General features: G+C 70.5%; 14 protein-coding genes and 1 tRNA gene. 5 read left to right on the top strand and 10 right to left on the bottom strand.

Annotated elements, in window-relative coordinates; translation table 11 throughout:
• Positions 1–631: 631 nt before the first annotated feature.
• Entirely contained in the window at positions 632–2,110 is a 1,479-nt protein-coding gene (locus ACI3KX_RS15455; protein WP_404910283.1) for a zinc-dependent metalloprotease, read from the bottom strand.
• 145 nt (positions 2,111–2,255) lie between these two features.
• Here ACI3KX_RS15455 and ACI3KX_RS15450 point away from each other — a divergent pair, with 145 nt between their 5' ends.
• Positions 2,256–3,383: a PDZ domain-containing protein gene (locus ACI3KX_RS15450; RefSeq protein ID WP_404910282.1), complete on the top strand. Its 1,128-nt coding sequence runs from the start codon at positions 2,256–2,258 to the stop codon at positions 3,381–3,383.
• 95 nt (positions 3,384–3,478) lie between these two features.
• The gene (locus ACI3KX_RS15445; protein WP_363357081.1) at positions 3,479–6,403 is read left to right on the top strand and encodes a UPF0182 family protein; all 2,925 of its coding nucleotides are present in this window, start codon (positions 3,479–3,481) and stop codon (positions 6,401–6,403) included.
• Positions 6,404–6,523: 120 nt separating this feature from the next.
• Here the strand turns inward: ACI3KX_RS15445 and ACI3KX_RS15440 are convergent, their stop codons facing one another.
• From ACI3KX_RS15440 to idi, 7 genes are read right to left on the bottom strand one after another with little or no spacing between them, the layout of a single operon-like run.
• Complete coding sequence (locus ACI3KX_RS15440; RefSeq protein WP_404910281.1) at positions 6,524–7,417, bottom strand: prenyltransferase; 894 nt, start codon at positions 7,415–7,417, stop codon at positions 6,524–6,526.
• Entirely contained in the window at positions 7,414–7,737 is a 324-nt protein-coding gene (locus ACI3KX_RS15435) for a lycopene cyclase domain-containing protein (protein WP_404910280.1), read from the bottom strand. The genes ACI3KX_RS15440 and ACI3KX_RS15435 overlap by 4 nt, the downstream gene beginning before the upstream one ends.
• Positions 7,734–8,087, bottom strand: a complete 354-nt coding sequence (locus tag ACI3KX_RS15430; RefSeq protein ID WP_363357084.1) for a lycopene cyclase domain-containing protein — start codon at positions 8,085–8,087, stop codon at positions 7,734–7,736. The genes ACI3KX_RS15435 and ACI3KX_RS15430 overlap by 4 nt, the downstream gene beginning before the upstream one ends.
• A 2-nt stretch (positions 8,088–8,089) precedes the next feature.
• Positions 8,090–9,655, bottom strand: coding sequence for a phytoene desaturase family protein (crtI, locus tag ACI3KX_RS15425; protein ID WP_404910279.1), 1,566 nt, complete (start codon positions 9,653–9,655; stop codon positions 8,090–8,092).
• Positions 9,652–10,533, bottom strand: coding sequence for a phytoene/squalene synthase family protein (locus ACI3KX_RS15420; protein ID WP_404910278.1), 882 nt, complete (start codon positions 10,531–10,533; stop codon positions 9,652–9,654). Before ACI3KX_RS15420 ends, crtI begins: the two co-directional genes overlap by 4 nt.
• Complete coding sequence (locus tag ACI3KX_RS15415) at positions 10,530–11,585, bottom strand: polyprenyl synthetase family protein (protein ID WP_404910277.1); 1,056 nt, start codon at positions 11,583–11,585, stop codon at positions 10,530–10,532. Before ACI3KX_RS15415 ends, ACI3KX_RS15420 begins: the two co-directional genes overlap by 4 nt.
• Complete coding sequence (idi, locus tag ACI3KX_RS15410; RefSeq protein ID WP_363357088.1) at positions 11,582–12,133, bottom strand: isopentenyl-diphosphate Delta-isomerase; 552 nt, start codon at positions 12,131–12,133, stop codon at positions 11,582–11,584. The genes ACI3KX_RS15415 and idi overlap by 4 nt, the downstream gene beginning before the upstream one ends.
• A gap of 80 nt (positions 12,134–12,213) precedes the next feature.
• Here idi and ACI3KX_RS15405 point away from each other — a divergent pair, with 80 nt between their 5' ends.
• Positions 12,214–12,690: a MarR family transcriptional regulator gene (locus ACI3KX_RS15405; protein WP_363357089.1), complete on the top strand. Its 477-nt coding sequence runs from the start codon at positions 12,214–12,216 to the stop codon at positions 12,688–12,690.
• Between the two features lie 108 nt (positions 12,691–12,798).
• Here the strand turns inward: ACI3KX_RS15405 and ACI3KX_RS15400 are convergent.
• Positions 12,799–12,872: transfer RNA gene (locus ACI3KX_RS15400), tRNA-Met, on the bottom strand.
• Between the two features lie 92 nt (positions 12,873–12,964).
• Between ACI3KX_RS15400 and ACI3KX_RS15395 the strand changes: the two genes are divergently transcribed.
• Together ACI3KX_RS15395 and ACI3KX_RS15390 are read left to right on the top strand one after the other, a co-directional pair.
• Positions 12,965–13,483 carry a DUF6328 family protein gene (locus ACI3KX_RS15395; RefSeq protein WP_349427144.1) on the top strand — a complete coding sequence of 173 codons (519 nt, stop codon included), beginning with the start codon at positions 12,965–12,967 and terminating at the stop codon, positions 13,481–13,483.
• The gene (locus tag ACI3KX_RS15390) at positions 13,480–14,283 is read left to right on the top strand and encodes a carbon-nitrogen hydrolase family protein (protein ID WP_349427145.1); all 804 of its coding nucleotides are present in this window, start codon (positions 13,480–13,482) and stop codon (positions 14,281–14,283) included. Before ACI3KX_RS15395 ends, ACI3KX_RS15390 begins: the two co-directional genes overlap by 4 nt.
• Positions 14,284–14,292: 9 nt before the next feature.
• Here ACI3KX_RS15390 and ACI3KX_RS15385 read toward each other — a convergent pair whose 3' ends face one another.
• A complete protein-coding gene (locus ACI3KX_RS15385; RefSeq protein ID WP_363357090.1) occupies positions 14,293–15,492 on the bottom strand; it encodes an aminotransferase class I/II-fold pyridoxal phosphate-dependent enzyme in 1,200 nt (399 codons plus the stop codon).
• Between the last annotated feature and the right edge of the window lie 261 nt (positions 15,493–15,753).

Raw genomic sequence — 15,753 nt, 5'->3', positions numbered from 1 at the left:
GGGCTCCACGAAGGGGCCGATGTCCGCCCCCGAACCGGTGAGCGCCACCGGCACGTGGGGGATGTCGGCGCTCATCAGTGCTGCGGACGCACCGGGCGCGACGAGGCGGTGGACCACGAACACCACCGCAGCAGTGTCGGGGCCGGCGCGGTCGACCGGGTCGAAGCGGTGGGCGACGTCGACGTCGTAGCCCGCCGCCGAGAGACCGGTGCCCACGGCATCGCGATAGTGCTCGGGCACGTCCGGCGCGCAGTGCAGTGCGACACGGCGCCGGGCTGCGGCATCCGTCGTCAGCGCACGCCGGATGCGTGTGAGGAACCGGCCGGCCGCGGCGGCGTCCGGAGCGCCGAGCGCCTGCGCGAAGGGGACGAACGCGCCGTCGGGGACCCCGCGCTCAAGCTCGCGCAGCACCCGCAGCTGCCACGGCTCGGGATCGTCGAGGATCGCGACGGGCTCGGAGCCGAACTGGAGGGCGGTGTCGCTTCGCCACACCGGCGGATACGCAGGGTCGAGTCGCAGCATGCGCCCGATCCTGCCGCACGCGACGTCATCCTCGACCGGTATCCACAGGCGCGGCCTCGGCCAGCCGGGTTTCGTGGGTCTGGGGAGGAGGGGCCCCAGACCGCACCTGTCACACCGGTCGGTGATCGTCGGGAGCGCTGCCCCCGTCGTCCTCGTCCGACGCGTCATCCGGCGAGGGACCGTCGGACAGGCCCTCGGTCGCCGGCGCCGCACCGTCGGACTCGCCCCTGACAGCGGGCGCCCCTGGCTCCTCGCCGGCGAGGAGACGGGCGAGAGCGTCGTCCATCTCGTCGCGCGCCGGCTCCTCGCCCCGCGCCCGCGCCTCCAGGCGGGCCACGAGAGCGGCGGGGTCGTCGATGTCGGCGGCGGCCGGCATGAGGTCGGGGTAGTCCCACAGCGCGTCGCGCGCCGCCGGACCCACGGCATCCGTCACGGCACGCCACATCGCCGCAGCCTCACGCATGCGGCGGGGACGGATCTCGAGGCCCACGAGCGAGCCCAGCGCGCGCTCGGCGGGCCCGCCGACCGCACGGCGACGGCGCACCGCCTCCGCGATGCGCTGCGCGGCGGGCAGGCGCGATGTCGCATCCTCGGTGACGACCTCCACCCAGCCCTCGATGGTCGCCAGCAGGTTCTCGAGACGCGCGAGGGCGGCGTCCTGCGCCTCCGAGCGCGCCGGCAGCAGAGCGCCGCTCTCGATCGCCTTGCGGAGCTCCTCCGGCTCGGACGGGTCGAACCGCGTGGCGAGGTCCTCGAGCGCGTCGGTGTCGACGTGCACACCCCGCGCGAAGTCGGTCACCTGCGAGATGACGTGCAGGCGCAGCCACCGTGCGTGACGGAACAGGCGCGCGTGCGCGAGCTCGCGTGTGGCCGCATACAGCGCCAGCTGGTCGTCGGGGACCTCGAGGTCCCGCCCGAAGTCGGCGAAGTTCTGGGGGAGGATGGCCGCCTCGCCGTCCGGCATCAGCGGGATGCCGACGTCGCCGCCGCTCACGACCTCCTTGGAGAGGTTGCCGACGACCTGGCCGAGCTGCGACGCGAAGAGCGACCCGCCCACCGTCCGCATGAGGCGTCCCGCGCCCTGCACGAGGCCCTGCATGTCTTCGGGAGCCTGCTCGCTCAGCGCCGTGGTCAGCGCATCGGCGATGCTCGTCGCGACAGGTGCGGCGAGCTCCTCCCACACCGGGAGGGTGGCCTCGACCCAGGCGCCGCGCGTGAGCGTCACCGGGGGAGCGGGCAGCTCGGAGATCGTGGTCGCCTCGCTCAGCCACAGGGTGGCCAGCGAGAACGCCTGATCCAGGTCGGTGCGCTGGCCGGCGGTGACGCCCAGCCCCTCCTGGTTGGCGATGTGCAGCGCCTGGCGCTTCGCCATGTCCCACGAGATGCCGCTCTCGTCGGCGTTCTCGAACGCGCCCTGCAGCTGGCGCATGACCGCCTGCATCATCGCGGGATCGATGTTCATGCCCGACAGTCGCGAGAGCTGCTCCGGATCGAAGTCGCCCGCGGAACCGCCGAACAACTGGCGGATGAGCTCCTGGAAGTCGTCCTCGGGGCTGGGCCCGTCGCCAGGAGTGTCGTCGTCTGCCACTTCAGCCGCCTTTCAGCCGGTCGATGACGTTGCGCTCTACGCTAGTCGCAGCATCCGTCGCACCCCCCGGCAGGGACCCCGAACGCCTTACGCCGGTCGCGAACGACCCGGCATCCAACGACAAGGCACGGAAGAGAGGTCCCGCGTGGCCCTGTTCGACGAGAACACGACGATCGAGCCCGCCCCGCGACAGCGGATGTCGCGCCGCACCGTCGCGGGCGTGTGGGCGCTCGCCGTCGCCATGGTGGTGCTCCTGATCATCACGTTCCTGCCGACGTCGTACGTCATCCAGCGGCCCGGGCCGGTCTACAACACCCTGGGCTCCGCGGAGAACGCCGACGGAGAGGAGGTGCCGCTCATCTCGGTCGAGGGTGCGGAGACCTTCCCGACCGACGGCACGCTCGACCTGCTCACCGTGCAGGTGCAGGGCAACCGCGAGCACACGCCGTCGTGGTTCGAGCTCGCGATGGCGTGGTTCGATCCCAGCCGGGCGGTCATGCCGATCGACTCGGTGTTCCCCGCCGACCAGACCCCCGAGGAGCGCAGCGAGGAGAGCGCCCAGATGATGGTCGACTCGCAGCACGAGGCCACGGCCGCCGCGCTCACCGAGCTGGGCTACGACGTGGGCGCGCAGCTGTCGGTCTACTCGGTGATCGATGGGGCCGCCGCCGAGGGCATCCTCGAAGACGGCGACATGATCCTCGAGGCGGACGGCGAGGCGGTGACGGAGGTCTCGACTCTCCGTCGGGTCATCAACGACGGCGACGGCGCGCCGGTGGAGCTCGTCATCGAGCGCGGCGGCGAGCAGCAGACGGTCTCGGTGACACCGCAGGAGCTCACCGACGAGAGCGGCGAGACGACGTGGGTGCTCGGGGTCAACCTCATCACCGACTACGACTTCCCGATCGACGTCACGATCCAGCTCAACAACGTCGGCGGCCCGAGCGCGGGGATGATGTTCGCGCTCGGCATCATCGACACCCTGACCCCGGACGAGCTGAACGGCGGCGAGCAGGTCGCCGGCACCGGCACGATCACGGCGGACGGCGAGGTCGGGCCGATCGGCGGCATCCGTCAGAAGATGTGGGGCGCGGTGGATGCCGGCGCCGACTGGTTCCTCGCGCCTGAAGCGAACTGCGACGAGGTGGTGGGTCACATCCCGGGCGATCTGCGGGTCTTCTCGGTCGAGGACCTCGACGACGCGCTCGCCGTGCTCGACGCCGTCCGCGATGGAGGCGACCTCGACGCGCTGCCCACCTGCACGGCGGAGTGACGCCGGCGGATCGTGCCCGAAACGTTGCGCGATTCCGAGAGTTCGCCCAGGGAGGACAAGGCGGCCGCCCTGAATCGGCCGCCTAGGATGGGACGGTGACCACGACCTCGTCGCCGACCCCGGCCACACCCTCCCGCACCCGACGCATCATCGCCATCACGCTCGCGATCATCGCCGCCCTGGTGGTGGCGTTCTTCGTCTTCGCGAGCCTCTACGCGGACTGGCTCTGGTTCGAACAGCTCGGGTTCACGGAGGTGCTGCTGACCCAGTGGGTCGCCCGTGTGGTGATGTTCGTGGTCGGCTTCCTCGGGATGGCGGTGCCGGTGTGGCTGTCGATCCAGCTCGCCTACCGCCTGCGCCCCGTGTACGCACGGCTGAGCTCGCAGCTCGACCGCTATCAGGAGGTCGTCGAGCCCCTGCGACGCCTCGCGATGTGGGGCATCCCCGTCTTCTTCGGCTTCTTCGCGGGCTTCGCCGCCTCCGCCCAGTGGGAGACGACGTGGCTGTGGTTCAACGGCGTCGCCACCGACACCACCGACCCTGAGTTCCACCTCGACACCGGCTTCTACATGTTCGCCATGCCGTTCTGGAGCTCGCTCATCGGCTTCGCATCGGCGGTGCTGCTGATCTGCCTGCTCGTGACGGCTCTCGTGTCGTACCTGTACGGCTCGGTGCGGGTCGGCCAGCGCGAGCTGCGGATCTCCAAGTCCGCGCGCATCCAGCTCGCGGTGATCGCGGGCCTCTACCTCCTGGTGCAGGGTGCGAGCCTCTGGCTCGACCGATACAAGACGCTCGTCGAGTCCGGCGCGGACGACCGCATCACCGGCCCCGGCTACACCGGCGTCAACGCGATCATCCCCGGGCAGACGATCCTCGCCATCGTGGCGGTCATCGTCGCGATCCTGTTCTTCGTCACCGCCGTCATCGGCCGATGGCGCTACCCGCTCATCGCGACCGCCCTCCTCGTGGTGTCGGCGATCGTCGTCGGCGTCGGCTACCCGTGGGTCGTCAACACGTTCCAGGTGCAGCCGAACCGCTTCACGCTCGAAGAGGAGTACTACCAGCGCAACGTCGACATGACGCATCAGGCGTACGGCGTCTCCAGCCTCGAGCAGGAGGACTTCGCGGCGGTGACGGATGCCGAGCCCGGCCAGCTGCGCGACGACGCGGCAACCACCGCACAGGTGCGCATCATGGATCCCGCGATCATCTCGCCCAACGTGCGCCAGCTCGAGCAGTACCGGTCGTACTACCAGTTCGCCGATCCGCTGGACGTCGACCGCTACGAGCGGGACGGCGTCTCGCAGGACACCGTGGTGTCGGTCCGAGAGCTCAACCTCGACCAGCTCGGCAACGCCGCGGACTGGCAGAACTCCGCCGTCGTGTACACGCACGGCTACGGCATCGTGGTGGCGAAGGGCAACGACCGCACCGGCGACGGCGATCCGGTCTTCCTGGAGCGCGGCATCCCTGCCAGCGGCTTCCTCACGGATCAGGACGACTTCCAGCCGCGCGTGTACTTCGGCGAGTCCTCGCCGCCGTACTCGATCGTCGGAGCGCCGGAGGGCACTCCGCCGGCCGAGCTGGACTACCCGGAGGGCGGCGACGCCGCCTCGGGCGAGCAGAAGACGACCTTCGAGGGCGACGGCGGGCCGAGCCTCGGCAATGTGTTCAACCGCCTCGTCTACGCGCTGAAGTTCCAGGCGGAGCAGATCCTGTTCTCGGACTACGTCAACTCGGAATCGCAGATCCTCTACGACCGCAACCCCCGCGAGCGCGTGCAGAAGGTGGCCCCTTACCTGACGCTCGACAACGACGCCTACCCGAGCGTCGTCGACGGCCGGATCGTCTGGATCATCGACGGCTACACGCTGAGCGCCAACTACCCGTACTCGTCGACGGTCAGCCTCACGTCGGCGATCTCGGACTCCAGCAACCCCGCGCCGCGCTTCGCGCTGGACGACATCAACTACATCCGCAACTCGGTCAAGGCGACCGTCGACGCGTACGACGGGTCGGTGAAGCTGTACGCGTGGGACGAGGAAGACCCGGTGCTGCAGTCGTGGCAGAAGGTGTACCCGTCGACGATCGAGCCGATCAGCGAGATGTCGGCCGATCTGATGAGCCACGTGCGGTACCCGACGGATCTCTTCAAGGTGCAACGCACGATCCTCGGTGTCTACCACGTCGACGACGCGCGGTCGTTCTACCAGAGCGACAACCGCTGGCAGACGCCGAACGACCCGCAGGACGATGCCGCGCTGCAGCCGCCCTACTACCTGACGATGCAGATGCCGGGCGAAGAGGCGCCGACGTATTCGATGTTCACGTCGTTCATCCCGTCCTCGACGGGAGGCAACGCCAGGAACGTCCTCATGGGCTACCTCGCCGTCAACTCGAACGCCGGGAGTGAAGCCGGCGTGAAGAGCGACGACTTCGGCAAGCTCCGGATGCTCGTGATCGACGCCGATACGCCGGTTTCGGGACCCGGTCAGGTGCAGAACGACTTCGACTCGCAGCCCGAGGTGTCGTCGTTCGTCAACATCCTGAAGCAGGGCGACTCGGACGTGCTGAAGGGCAACCTGCTGACACTGCCCGTCGGCGGCGGTCTGCTCTACGTGCAGCCGGTGTTCGTGCAGTCGTCCGGCGCGACGAAGCTGCCCAAGCTGCAGAAGGTGCTGGTCTCGTTCGGCACGGACATCGCATTCGAGGACACCTTGACCGAGGCGCTCGACACGCTGTTCGGCGGCGATTCGGGCGCCGACGCCGGTGACAACGACGTCGAGCCGACGCCCGGCGCGACCCCCGCACCTGAGCCGTCGCCCGAGCCGACCGAGCCCACGGAGCCCACGACGCCGGAGGAGCCGACCGACGAGTACCAGGCCGCGCTGCAAGACGCGCAGCAGGCGCTGGTCGACCGGCAGACCGCGCTGGAGCAGGGCGACTGGGCCGCGTACGGCGTGGCCGACGAGCAGCTCACCGCGGCGATCGAGAAGCTCATCGAACTCGGCGAGCAGTAGGCCGGATCCACGTGAGGACCGTCCGGCGGAAGCTGGACGGTCCTTCGCGTATGTGTGCGGCGTCGGGGCGGCAGCGTGCGGGACCCCGGGCCGTACGGGACCCGGGGGTCGTGGTCGGGCTCAGCCGGTCAGGACGGCGTACCAGATGAGCAGCAGCGTGACCACGAAGCCCGACAGCTGGTTCAGCCAGAGGAAGCGCCGCCAGCCTGCGGTGGCGGTGGCCGCCTCGGCGTCGGTGACCGAGCGGTACGGCCAGACCGTCACGAGGTAGGGGATCGCCAGCACCGCGGCCAGTGGTCCGGGCCAGGTCGTCGCCAGCATGACGATGCCGGCCGCGACGTAGCAGGCAAGGGCGAAGCGCACGGTCCAGCGTGCCCCTCGTGCCGTCGCGATCGACGCGATGCCGGCCTCCCGGTCGGCGACGACATCCTGAACCGCTCCGAATGCGTGGGAGGCGACGCCCCACAGCGCGAAGGCGACGATCAGCGCCGTGAGCGGGAGGGTCCAGGTCGCGCCGGCGAGGACCAGCGCGTACACGGCAGGGGAGAAGAAGTGGATGCTGCTGGTCGCCGAGTCCAGGAAAGGACGCTCCTTGAGGCGCAGCGGCGGTGCGCTGTAGAAGACGACGAAGAACAGGCTCGCGGCGAGCACCAGCCACGACGCCGGTGAGCCGACCACCAGCAGGTACGCGACGAAGGGGAGGCACAGCAGACCCGCGGCCCACAGCGTCACCCGGTGCATGCGGCGGTCGAGGACGGCACCGTGCGCGCCTCCCTTGCGAGGGTTGCGGAGGTCGGACTCGTAGTCGAACACGTCGTTGATGCCGTACATCGCGAGGTTGTACGGCACCAGGAAGAACAGGGTGCCGATGACGAGCGTCGCGTCGATCTGACGCGTGGTGAGCAGGTACGCGGCGGCGAACGGGTACGCGGTGTTGATCCAGCTCACCGGCCGCGAGGCGATCAGCAGCTGCCGCGCGACGGCGCCGGCGCGAAGCGGCGGTGCGGCGGTCACTGTCGTGCCTCCTGCCGCCGGGGCCGTGCGGTCTCCAGGAGCGTGAACACCGAGGGGACGAGGAACGCCGCGCACACCGGGTACGCGAAGTCCTCGATCGGAGCAAGGCCGATCCGCACCCCCGAGATGAGCGATTCGGGATAGGTGAACAGACCCGCAGCGATCATCAGGTTGTCGAACACGGCGGTCAGGACGACCAGGATGCCGGCGGCGATGGCAGACGCCGTCATCCTCCGCGCGAAGCCGGTTCTCCGTGCCGTCAGGAGTGCGAGGACCGCCGTGATCGCCAGGAACGGCAGGACGATGAGGGGATAGGTCATCGTGCCGCCTCCGACGGTGAGGCGGAGGCATCCGTCCGGCGACGCTCGAGCATGCGCTGCGCGCCCGCCCAGGCCACGAGCGCGAGGTAGCTCAGGAAGGCCAGGAAGAACGGCTCCTCGAGCGGGAGGTGCGGTGCGAGGTCGATCCCGAGAAGGAGCGCACTGTCGCCTTTGACGAAGACGCCCGCCGCGATGCCCGCGGCGTCCCAGACGAGGAAGAACGCCGTGCCGATGCCGGCTGCGGCCAGCGTCCGGCCGGGCGCCGCCCACGCGGCGAGCCGCCAGCGTCGATCGATCAGCAGCACGCCGACGGTGGAGGCGAGGATCGCCGCGAGGTAGATTCCGGGCACCGTCACACTCTCGCAGGTTCCGCGAGAGGACCGGGAGACCGGTCGCCGCGGAGCCGCTTGACGACGAGCTCGGCAGAGATGAGACACATCGGCAGGCCGATGCCCGGAAGGGTCGACGCGCCCACGTACGACAGGCCGTCGACCTTGCGGGAGGCGTTGCGGGGACGGAAGACGGCGCTCTGACGCAGGGTGTGGGCGAGGCCGAGCGCATTGCCGCGCCAGGCTCCCAGGTCGTCGGCGAAATCGCCCGGCGCGACGGTGCGGCGCACGACGATGCGGCTCGCCAGATCCGGGATGCCGCACCAATCCGCGATCTGCGCGATGACCCGGTCGGCGGCGGTCTCGATCCGAGGCTCGCCGTCCCCGTCGATGCCCCCGTGCCCGAGGCTGGGGTCCGCGGGCACGGGGACGAGCACGAAGAGGTTCTCGTGCTCAGGAGGCGCCACGTGGGGGTCCGTGGCGCTCGGGCGACAGATGTAGAGCGAAGCGGGATCGGGGATCCGCGGATGCGAGCCGAAGATGTCGTCGAAGCCGGCGCGCCAGTCGTTCGCGAAGAGCAGCGTGTGGTGGGCGAGCTGCGGCAGCGTGCCCTCGACGCCCAGCATGACGAGCAGCGCGCCGGGGCTCGGCGTGCGCGAACGCCACCACTCCTCGGGGTAGGTCTGCTCGGCAGCGGCGACGAGCTGCGTCTCGGTGTGGTGCAGGTCCGCGCCCGACACGACGAGGTCGGCGCTCACACGGCGCCCGTCGGCGAGTTCGACGCCGGTCGCTGCGCCGGCTTCGGTCGTGATCGCCGTGACGCGCGCTCCCGTCTCGATGACGACTCCGGATGCCTCCGCCAGGCGTGCGACCGCTCGGATGAGCTCGGTGAATCCGCCGCGCGGATACAGGACGCGGTCGTCGAGGTCGAGGTGGCTCATCAGGTGGTACAGACTCGGGACGCCGTACGGCGAGCCGCCCAGGAACACGGCCGGGTACTCGAGGATCTGACGCAGCCGGGGATCCGTGAAGCGGCTCTCGACGTGGCGCGCGAGCGTACGGGTGAGCAGCGGCGCGAGGCGCGGCATCCGTCGCAGCAGGGCGGGGTCTCTGAGCCCCGCGGTCGTCTCGTACGTGTCGTAGAGGAAGCGGTTGACGGCGAGGTCGTACGCGTCGGCCGCGGAGTCCAGGTAGGCGTCCAGCCGTGCACCGGCACCCGGCTCCACGCTCTCGAAGAGCGCCGTCGCGGCGGCGCGTCCGGATCGGATGTCGAGCGGGTCGAGACCGGTGGACGGGTCCGAGTAGACGCGGTAGGCCGGATCCAGCGGCACGAGGTCGAGCTCGCGATCGGCAGTCGTTCCGAGGAGCCGGAAGAAGTGGTCGAACACCTCGGGCATGAGGTACCAGCTGGGCCCGGTGTCGAAGCGGAATCCTTCGTACTCCCACGATCCGGCGCGTCCGCCCAGCTCGTCGCGTGCCTCGAACAGGGCGGTGTCCCAGCCCTCCGCGGCGAGCAGCGCCGCCGCGGCGAGCCCGCCGATGCCGCCGCCGATGACGACCGCGCGTCGCGGTGAGTCCTGCATGCTCATGCGCGCGCCTCTCGTGGAGCGAATCCCAGCAGCGCGCGTGCGGCGAGGCGCGCCTTGACGGTGTCGGGCACACGCACTCTGGCGTCCCCGTCGCCGCACGCTCGCAGGCGTGCCGCGAGCTCGGCGAAGAGGTCGTGTGCGGCGGTCACGGCGCGGCGGCAGTCCGCCGGCAATGCCGGGATGGTGCGGGCGGCGGCGGCGAGGTCGGCGTCGATGCGATCGAGGATGGCGGCACGCTCTCCTTCGTCGGCGGCCGGACCCAGGTAGTCCCGGCCGAGCACTGCGCCGTCGTGGGTGCGGTCCCGCAGGAAGTTGACGTCCTGGAACGCGGCGCCGAGCCGTCGGGCACCGTCCACCAGCTCCGGTGACGGGGTGACGGGATGCGGCGCGCCCGCGTTGACGAACACCTGCAGGCACATGAGGCCGATGACCTCGGCCGAGCCGTAGACGTAGGCGTCGTGCGAGGCGGCGTCGTGCCGGCGCGTGTGCAGATCGGTCCGCATGGACGCGAAGAACGGCGCCACCAGGTCGGGGCCGATCCCGCATTCGCGCGCCGTCGTGGCGAAGGCGTGCACGACGAGGTTCGAGCTGAAACCTCGCAGGGTCGCGTCGAGCACTTCCTGCTCCAGCTGGTCCAGGACGTCCTCCATGGCCTCCGCTGACAGCCCGGCCTCGGCGGCCGGCCCGTCGACGATCTCGTCCGCGATGCGCGCGAGCGCGTAGATGTTCCGCACGTGCGGGCGTGGCCGCGGCCCGAGAAGGCGGCACGCGAGCCCGAACGAGGTCGAGTAGCGGGCGATCACGGTGGCGGCGGCATCCGCAGCCGCCCGGTCGTACAGCGCGAGCCCGGTCGCCGTGCGGCTGCGCGAGTCGTTCACGGGACTCGCCCTTCGATGCCGTCCGCGAGAGTGCGCAGAAGGTCGCCGGCGCGATCCGGCAGAGCCGGGTCGTCCGATGCGGCGCGCACCGCCTCGAGCGTCTCGCAGATCAGAGCGACCATGCGCTCGCGCGCACCGCTCGATTCGAGGACGGACTGCGCCTCGCGCACCGCCACGGGTCCCGTACGGGCCAGCGCCAGCGCCTCGTCGACGCGTCCGGCGGCGGCGGACTCCCGCGCAAGCGCCACCAGCGGCGTCCGCTTGTTCTCGCGGAGGTCCGGCCCGGAGTCCCGCCCGGTCTGCTGCGTCGTGCCGAACGCGCCGATGAGGTCGTCGACGAGCTGGAAGGCGAGTCCGAGGCGTCCGGCGGCGTCTCCGAGCACGCGCAGCGCTTCGGCGTCCGCGCCGCCCAGCAGCGCGCCCGCCTGCATCGGGGCGCGGAACGAGTACACCGCCGTCTTGTTGAAGGCCGTGTCGAGCGTCGCGCCACGAGACGGATGCCGCGTCGCGACGCTGTTCTCCACATCGGCGAGCTCGCCGGCGGCGGAGACCAGGATGGCGTCGTCGAGCAGCGTGAGGAGACGATCGCGCGTCGCGTCATCGGTGTGCGCCATCGCGACCAGCCGGAACGCCTCATGGAGGAGGATGTCGCCGGCGAGGATCGCGGCGGCGTCGCCGAGAAGCGCTGCGCCCTCCGCGCCGGCGCCGCCGTCCCGCGCCCGCAGCCGGAACTCGCCGCCGACGTTGGGCACGCCGCGGCGCATCGTGTCGTGGTCGATCACGTCGTCGTGCACGACGAATGCGGTGTGGAGCAGCTCGAATGCTGCCGCGACGGAGAGGGCGGCCGAGGCGTTGGCATCGTCGGTGCGGAATGCGTCGTAGGATGCCGTGACCAGAGCAGGACGCAGCCGCTTGCCGCCGTGGGCGGCGCGGGTGATGGCATCTGCCAGCGCGCCGAATGCGGGGCCCAGCTCCACAGCGCGCTCGCGGATCCTCGCCAGCGCCCCGTCGATCGCGATCTGCAGGTCGGGGTCGGCCGCCGCCGGAATCATGATGCGCGGCGCTGACGTGACGGAGCGTCGAACAGGTGGAGCTGCTCGGCCTGCAGCACGAGCCAGGGGCTGAAGGCCCACGGCGTCGCCTCGAGCGAGGCAGCGATCGCCGCGGGCTCGACCCAGCGGGCGTCGACCACCTCGAGCGGGTTGAGCACCGGCTCGTCGTCGGTGTGCGCGATGTAGACAGGGCATACCTCGTGCTCGACGATGCCGTTCGCATCGGTGGCACGGTACCGGAACAGGGGGAGCGCCACGCGGAGATCGGTCAGCGTGATGCCCAGTTCGAAGTCGGCGTGCCGCCGGACCGCCGAGAGGACGGGTTCGGCCGGACGAGGATGACCGCAGAACGAGTTGGTCCAGACGCCCGGCCAGGTGCGCTTGCTCAGCGCCCGGCGGGTGATGAGGACCTGCCCCTCGCTGTTGAGGACGTGGCACGAGAAAGCCAGGTGCAGAGCGGTGTCGGGACCGTGCACGCTCGACTTGGGCGCAGTTCCGATCGGGTTGCCGTCGTCATCGAGCAGCACCACGTGGTCGGTGTCGGGCATCCGATCACTCCCTTTCTGGATTGCTAGCCAAACTAGCAATTTCTCTTATGCGATGCTACAACGGGTCGGAGGGAACGTCCATGAGATCCGAGCGCTGGCAGCCGCAGACGAATCATGAGCACGCGGTGATGCGTGTGCTCACGTCGATTCGCGCCGTCAGCGACGCCATGGAGCGCATGCACAGCGGCATGAAGGACGACATGGACATGAACGCCACCGACGTGGCGGCGCTGCGGCTGCTGATCATCCGGGAGCGGCAGGAGCAGTCCGTGAGCCCCCGCGACATCGCCCGGCACTTGAGGATCTCGACCGCGTCGACGACCAAGCTGCTGGACCGGCTGGTCGATTCCGGACACGTCGAGCGCCTCCCGCACCCGACCGATCGCCGCGGTCGCGTCGTCGTTCTGACCGACGGGGCCCGGCAGGCATTCTTCCGCGTCTTCGGCGAGCGACTGCGCGCCATGCGCACGATCGCCATGCGGTACGACGAGTCCGAGCTCTCTGTCATCGAGCGCTTCCTCGACGACCTGAGCGGTGCGATGGATCCGCCCGAGTGACTCCGCCCGCTGCGGCGCGGGACCCCGGAGGCAGGTCCGCGGCAGCGGTCTCGCTGGAAAACGAAGAAGAGGGCATCCCTCGCGGGATGCCCTCTTCTTCGTTTTCTGTTGCGGGGACAGGATTTGAACCTGCGACCTCTGGGTTATGAGCCCAGCGAGCTACCGAGCTGCTCCACCCCGCGGCACAAGGAATAGCCTAACACGGGTTTCGAGTGCTCATGAACACGGCGTGGGCGGGTTGCTGTGCCGGCTCCCCGCGCGACAGGATGAGCGCATGCCCGGCGACCGTGACACCGACCCTCAGGACGACCGCGTGGACGGTCGCGATGAGACGCCCGAGGAACGTGCCGACCGCAACTGGAACGAGGTGCTGCAAGAGCTCCGCGTGCTCCAGACCGGCACTCAGATCCTCACCGGCTTCCTGCTCGCGCTCGCGTTCCAGCCCGCGTTCGTTGATCTGTCGGATACTCAGCGCGCGGTGTACCTCGGCCTGGTCGTCCTCTCCGCGATCAGCTCGATCGTGGCGCTCGCCCCTGTCGCCCTGCATCGGGTCCTCTTCCAGCAGCGCGCCAAGTCCGCGGTCGTCCGCTACGGCCACGGATGTCTCATCACGGCGCTGCTGACCGTGTCGGTGCTCGTCGTCGGCGTGGTGGCGTTCGTGTTCGACGTCGTCCTCGGCGGGTCCGCGGGCTGGTGGGCGCTGATTCCGCTGGCCGTGCTGATCCTGGTGCTGTGGCTCATCGCGCCGGCCATCCTGCGCGCCCGGATCCGCACGAACGGAGAGCGCCCATGAGCGACACGCTGCCGATCGGGGTCGCGCAGTTCGCCCCCACTGCCGACGCGGCGGGCAACCTCGAGTCGATCGCGCAGCTGGTGGCGACGGCATCCGCTCGGGGCGCCCGGGTCGTGGTCTTCCCCGAGTACTCGAGCTACTTCGTCGACCCGTTCGACGAGTCGCTCGCCGAGAACGCCGAAGACCTCGACGGCGCATTCGTGCGCGCCCTGACCGCGCTGGCGCACAGGCACGACGTCGTGATCGTGGCGGGCCTGCTGGAGCGGGCGAGCGACGAGCGCCGCGTGCGCAACACCGCCGTCGCGGTCGATGCGACAGGGCTGATCGCGCACTACCGCAAGCTGCACCTGTACGACGCCTTCGGTCAGCGCGAATCGGACTGGGTGGAGCCGGGGGACCCCGCGCCGCCGCAGCTGTTCGAGCTCGCCGGACTCCGATTCGGCCTCATGACCTGCTACGACCTGCGATTCCCCGAGGTGGGCCGGCTGCTGGTCGATGCCGGCGCGGACGTCTTCGTCGTCCCGGCCGAGTGGGTCCGCGGACCGCTCAAGGAGCACCACTGGCGCACGCTGCTGCACGCGCGGGCGATCGAGAACACGGTGTTCGTCGCCGCTGCGGACCACCCGCCGCCCCTGGGCGTGGGCAACTCGCTCATCGTCGATCCGCTGGGCGTCGAGCTCGCTGCTGTCGGCACGTCGACCGATGTCGCCGTGGCGCATCTCGACATCGGGGCGATCGAGCGCGTGCGGCGCGTCAACCCCGCGCTCGCCCTCCGGCGCTTCCGCGTCGAGGAGCGCTGAGCGGCGAGCTCACGCGAGGCGGGCGAGACGGGATGCCGCCTCCTCGAGCACATCGACGCGCTTGCACGCCGCGAACCGCACCAGCGTGGCGTACTCGCCCCGGCGCTCGGGGGTCGCGAAAGCGGTGAGGGGGATCGCGACGACCCCGGCGCGCTGGGGGAGCGCGCGGCAGAAGGCCGCGGCATCCGTCGCTCCCAGCGCACGGGCGTCGGCCACGGTGAAATACGAACCGGCCGGAGTCGACACGTCGAGTCCCGCCGCGCGCAGACCTTCGCCGAGCAGATCCCGCTTCGCACGCAGAGTGTCGGCGATGCCGCGGAAGAAGTCGTCGCCCAGGCGGAGTCCGGTCGCGATCGCGGGCTGGAAGGGGCTGCCGTTGACGTAGGTGAGGAACTGCTTCACCGCGAGCACGGCGTCGATCAGCGCGGCCGGGCCCGAGATCCAGCCGATCTTCCAGCCGGTGGTCGAGAAGGTCTTGCCGCCGGAGGAGATCGTCAGGGTGCGCTCCTCGGCTCCCGGCAGCGTCGCGAGCGGGACGTGCGGCTCATCGAACACCAGATGCTCGTACACCTCGTCGGTGACGATGACGGCGTCATGGCGCGCCGCGAGCCGCACGATCTCGTCGCGCACGTCGGAGTGGAAGACGGCGCCGGTGGGGTTGTGCGGATCGTTCACCAGGATCACGCGGGTGCGGTCGCTGACGGCGGCGCGCAGGTCGTCGAGGGCGGGCTGGAAGTCCGGCCAGCGCAACGGGACGGTCACCAGGCGCGCCCCGGCCAGCGCCACCACCGCCGCATACGAGTCGTAGTACGGCTCGAAGACGACCACCTCGTCGTCGGGGTCGTCGAGCAGCGCCAGCAGCGTCGCGGCGAGCGCCTCGGTCGCCCCGGCCGTCACGAGCACCTCGCGGGCAGGGTCCAGGTGCAGACCGTAGAACCGCTCCTGGTGCTCCGCGATGGCCGCGAGGAGATCCGGGATGCCGCGCCCCGGCGGGTACTGATTGACCCCGTTCGCGATCGCCGAGCGGGCGGCCTCCAGCACCTCGGCGGGCCCGTCCTCGTCGGGGAACCCCTGGCCGAGGTTGATCGCACCGGTTTGCGCCGCCAGGGCCGACATCTCCGCGAAGATGGTGGGGTGGATCGACCCGTCGGCGCCGACGAGTCCGGCGCCCGCCGCGGTGCGGTGCCAAGCTCCGGGGATCTGTCGCATCGCTTCACCGTACCGGGCAGGCTCATCCCTCTTGCATAGGCGAGTCCCACTCCCGACATAAGAAACGCACAGCATCGATGGGCACAGTGGTGAGTGCTTGGCAGAAGGAGCAAACATGAGCGACATCCAGGGCGATCGCCCGGAAGACCAGACCCCCGCCGTCCCCACACAGTCGGCCGCGGAGGCCGCCGCGCAGACACCTGCCGAGCCGGAGACTCCGGCCGCCGCTGCGGTCGCACCGGAGACCGACCCGTCGGCCGC

The organism is Microbacterium sp. ZW CA_36, from assembly GCF_044987475.1.
Lineage (GTDB): Bacteria > Actinomycetota > Actinomycetes > Actinomycetales > Microbacteriaceae > Microbacterium.
Note: the sequence above shows the minus strand (reverse complement) of the source record. Positions and strands in the feature narration are given on the sequence as shown.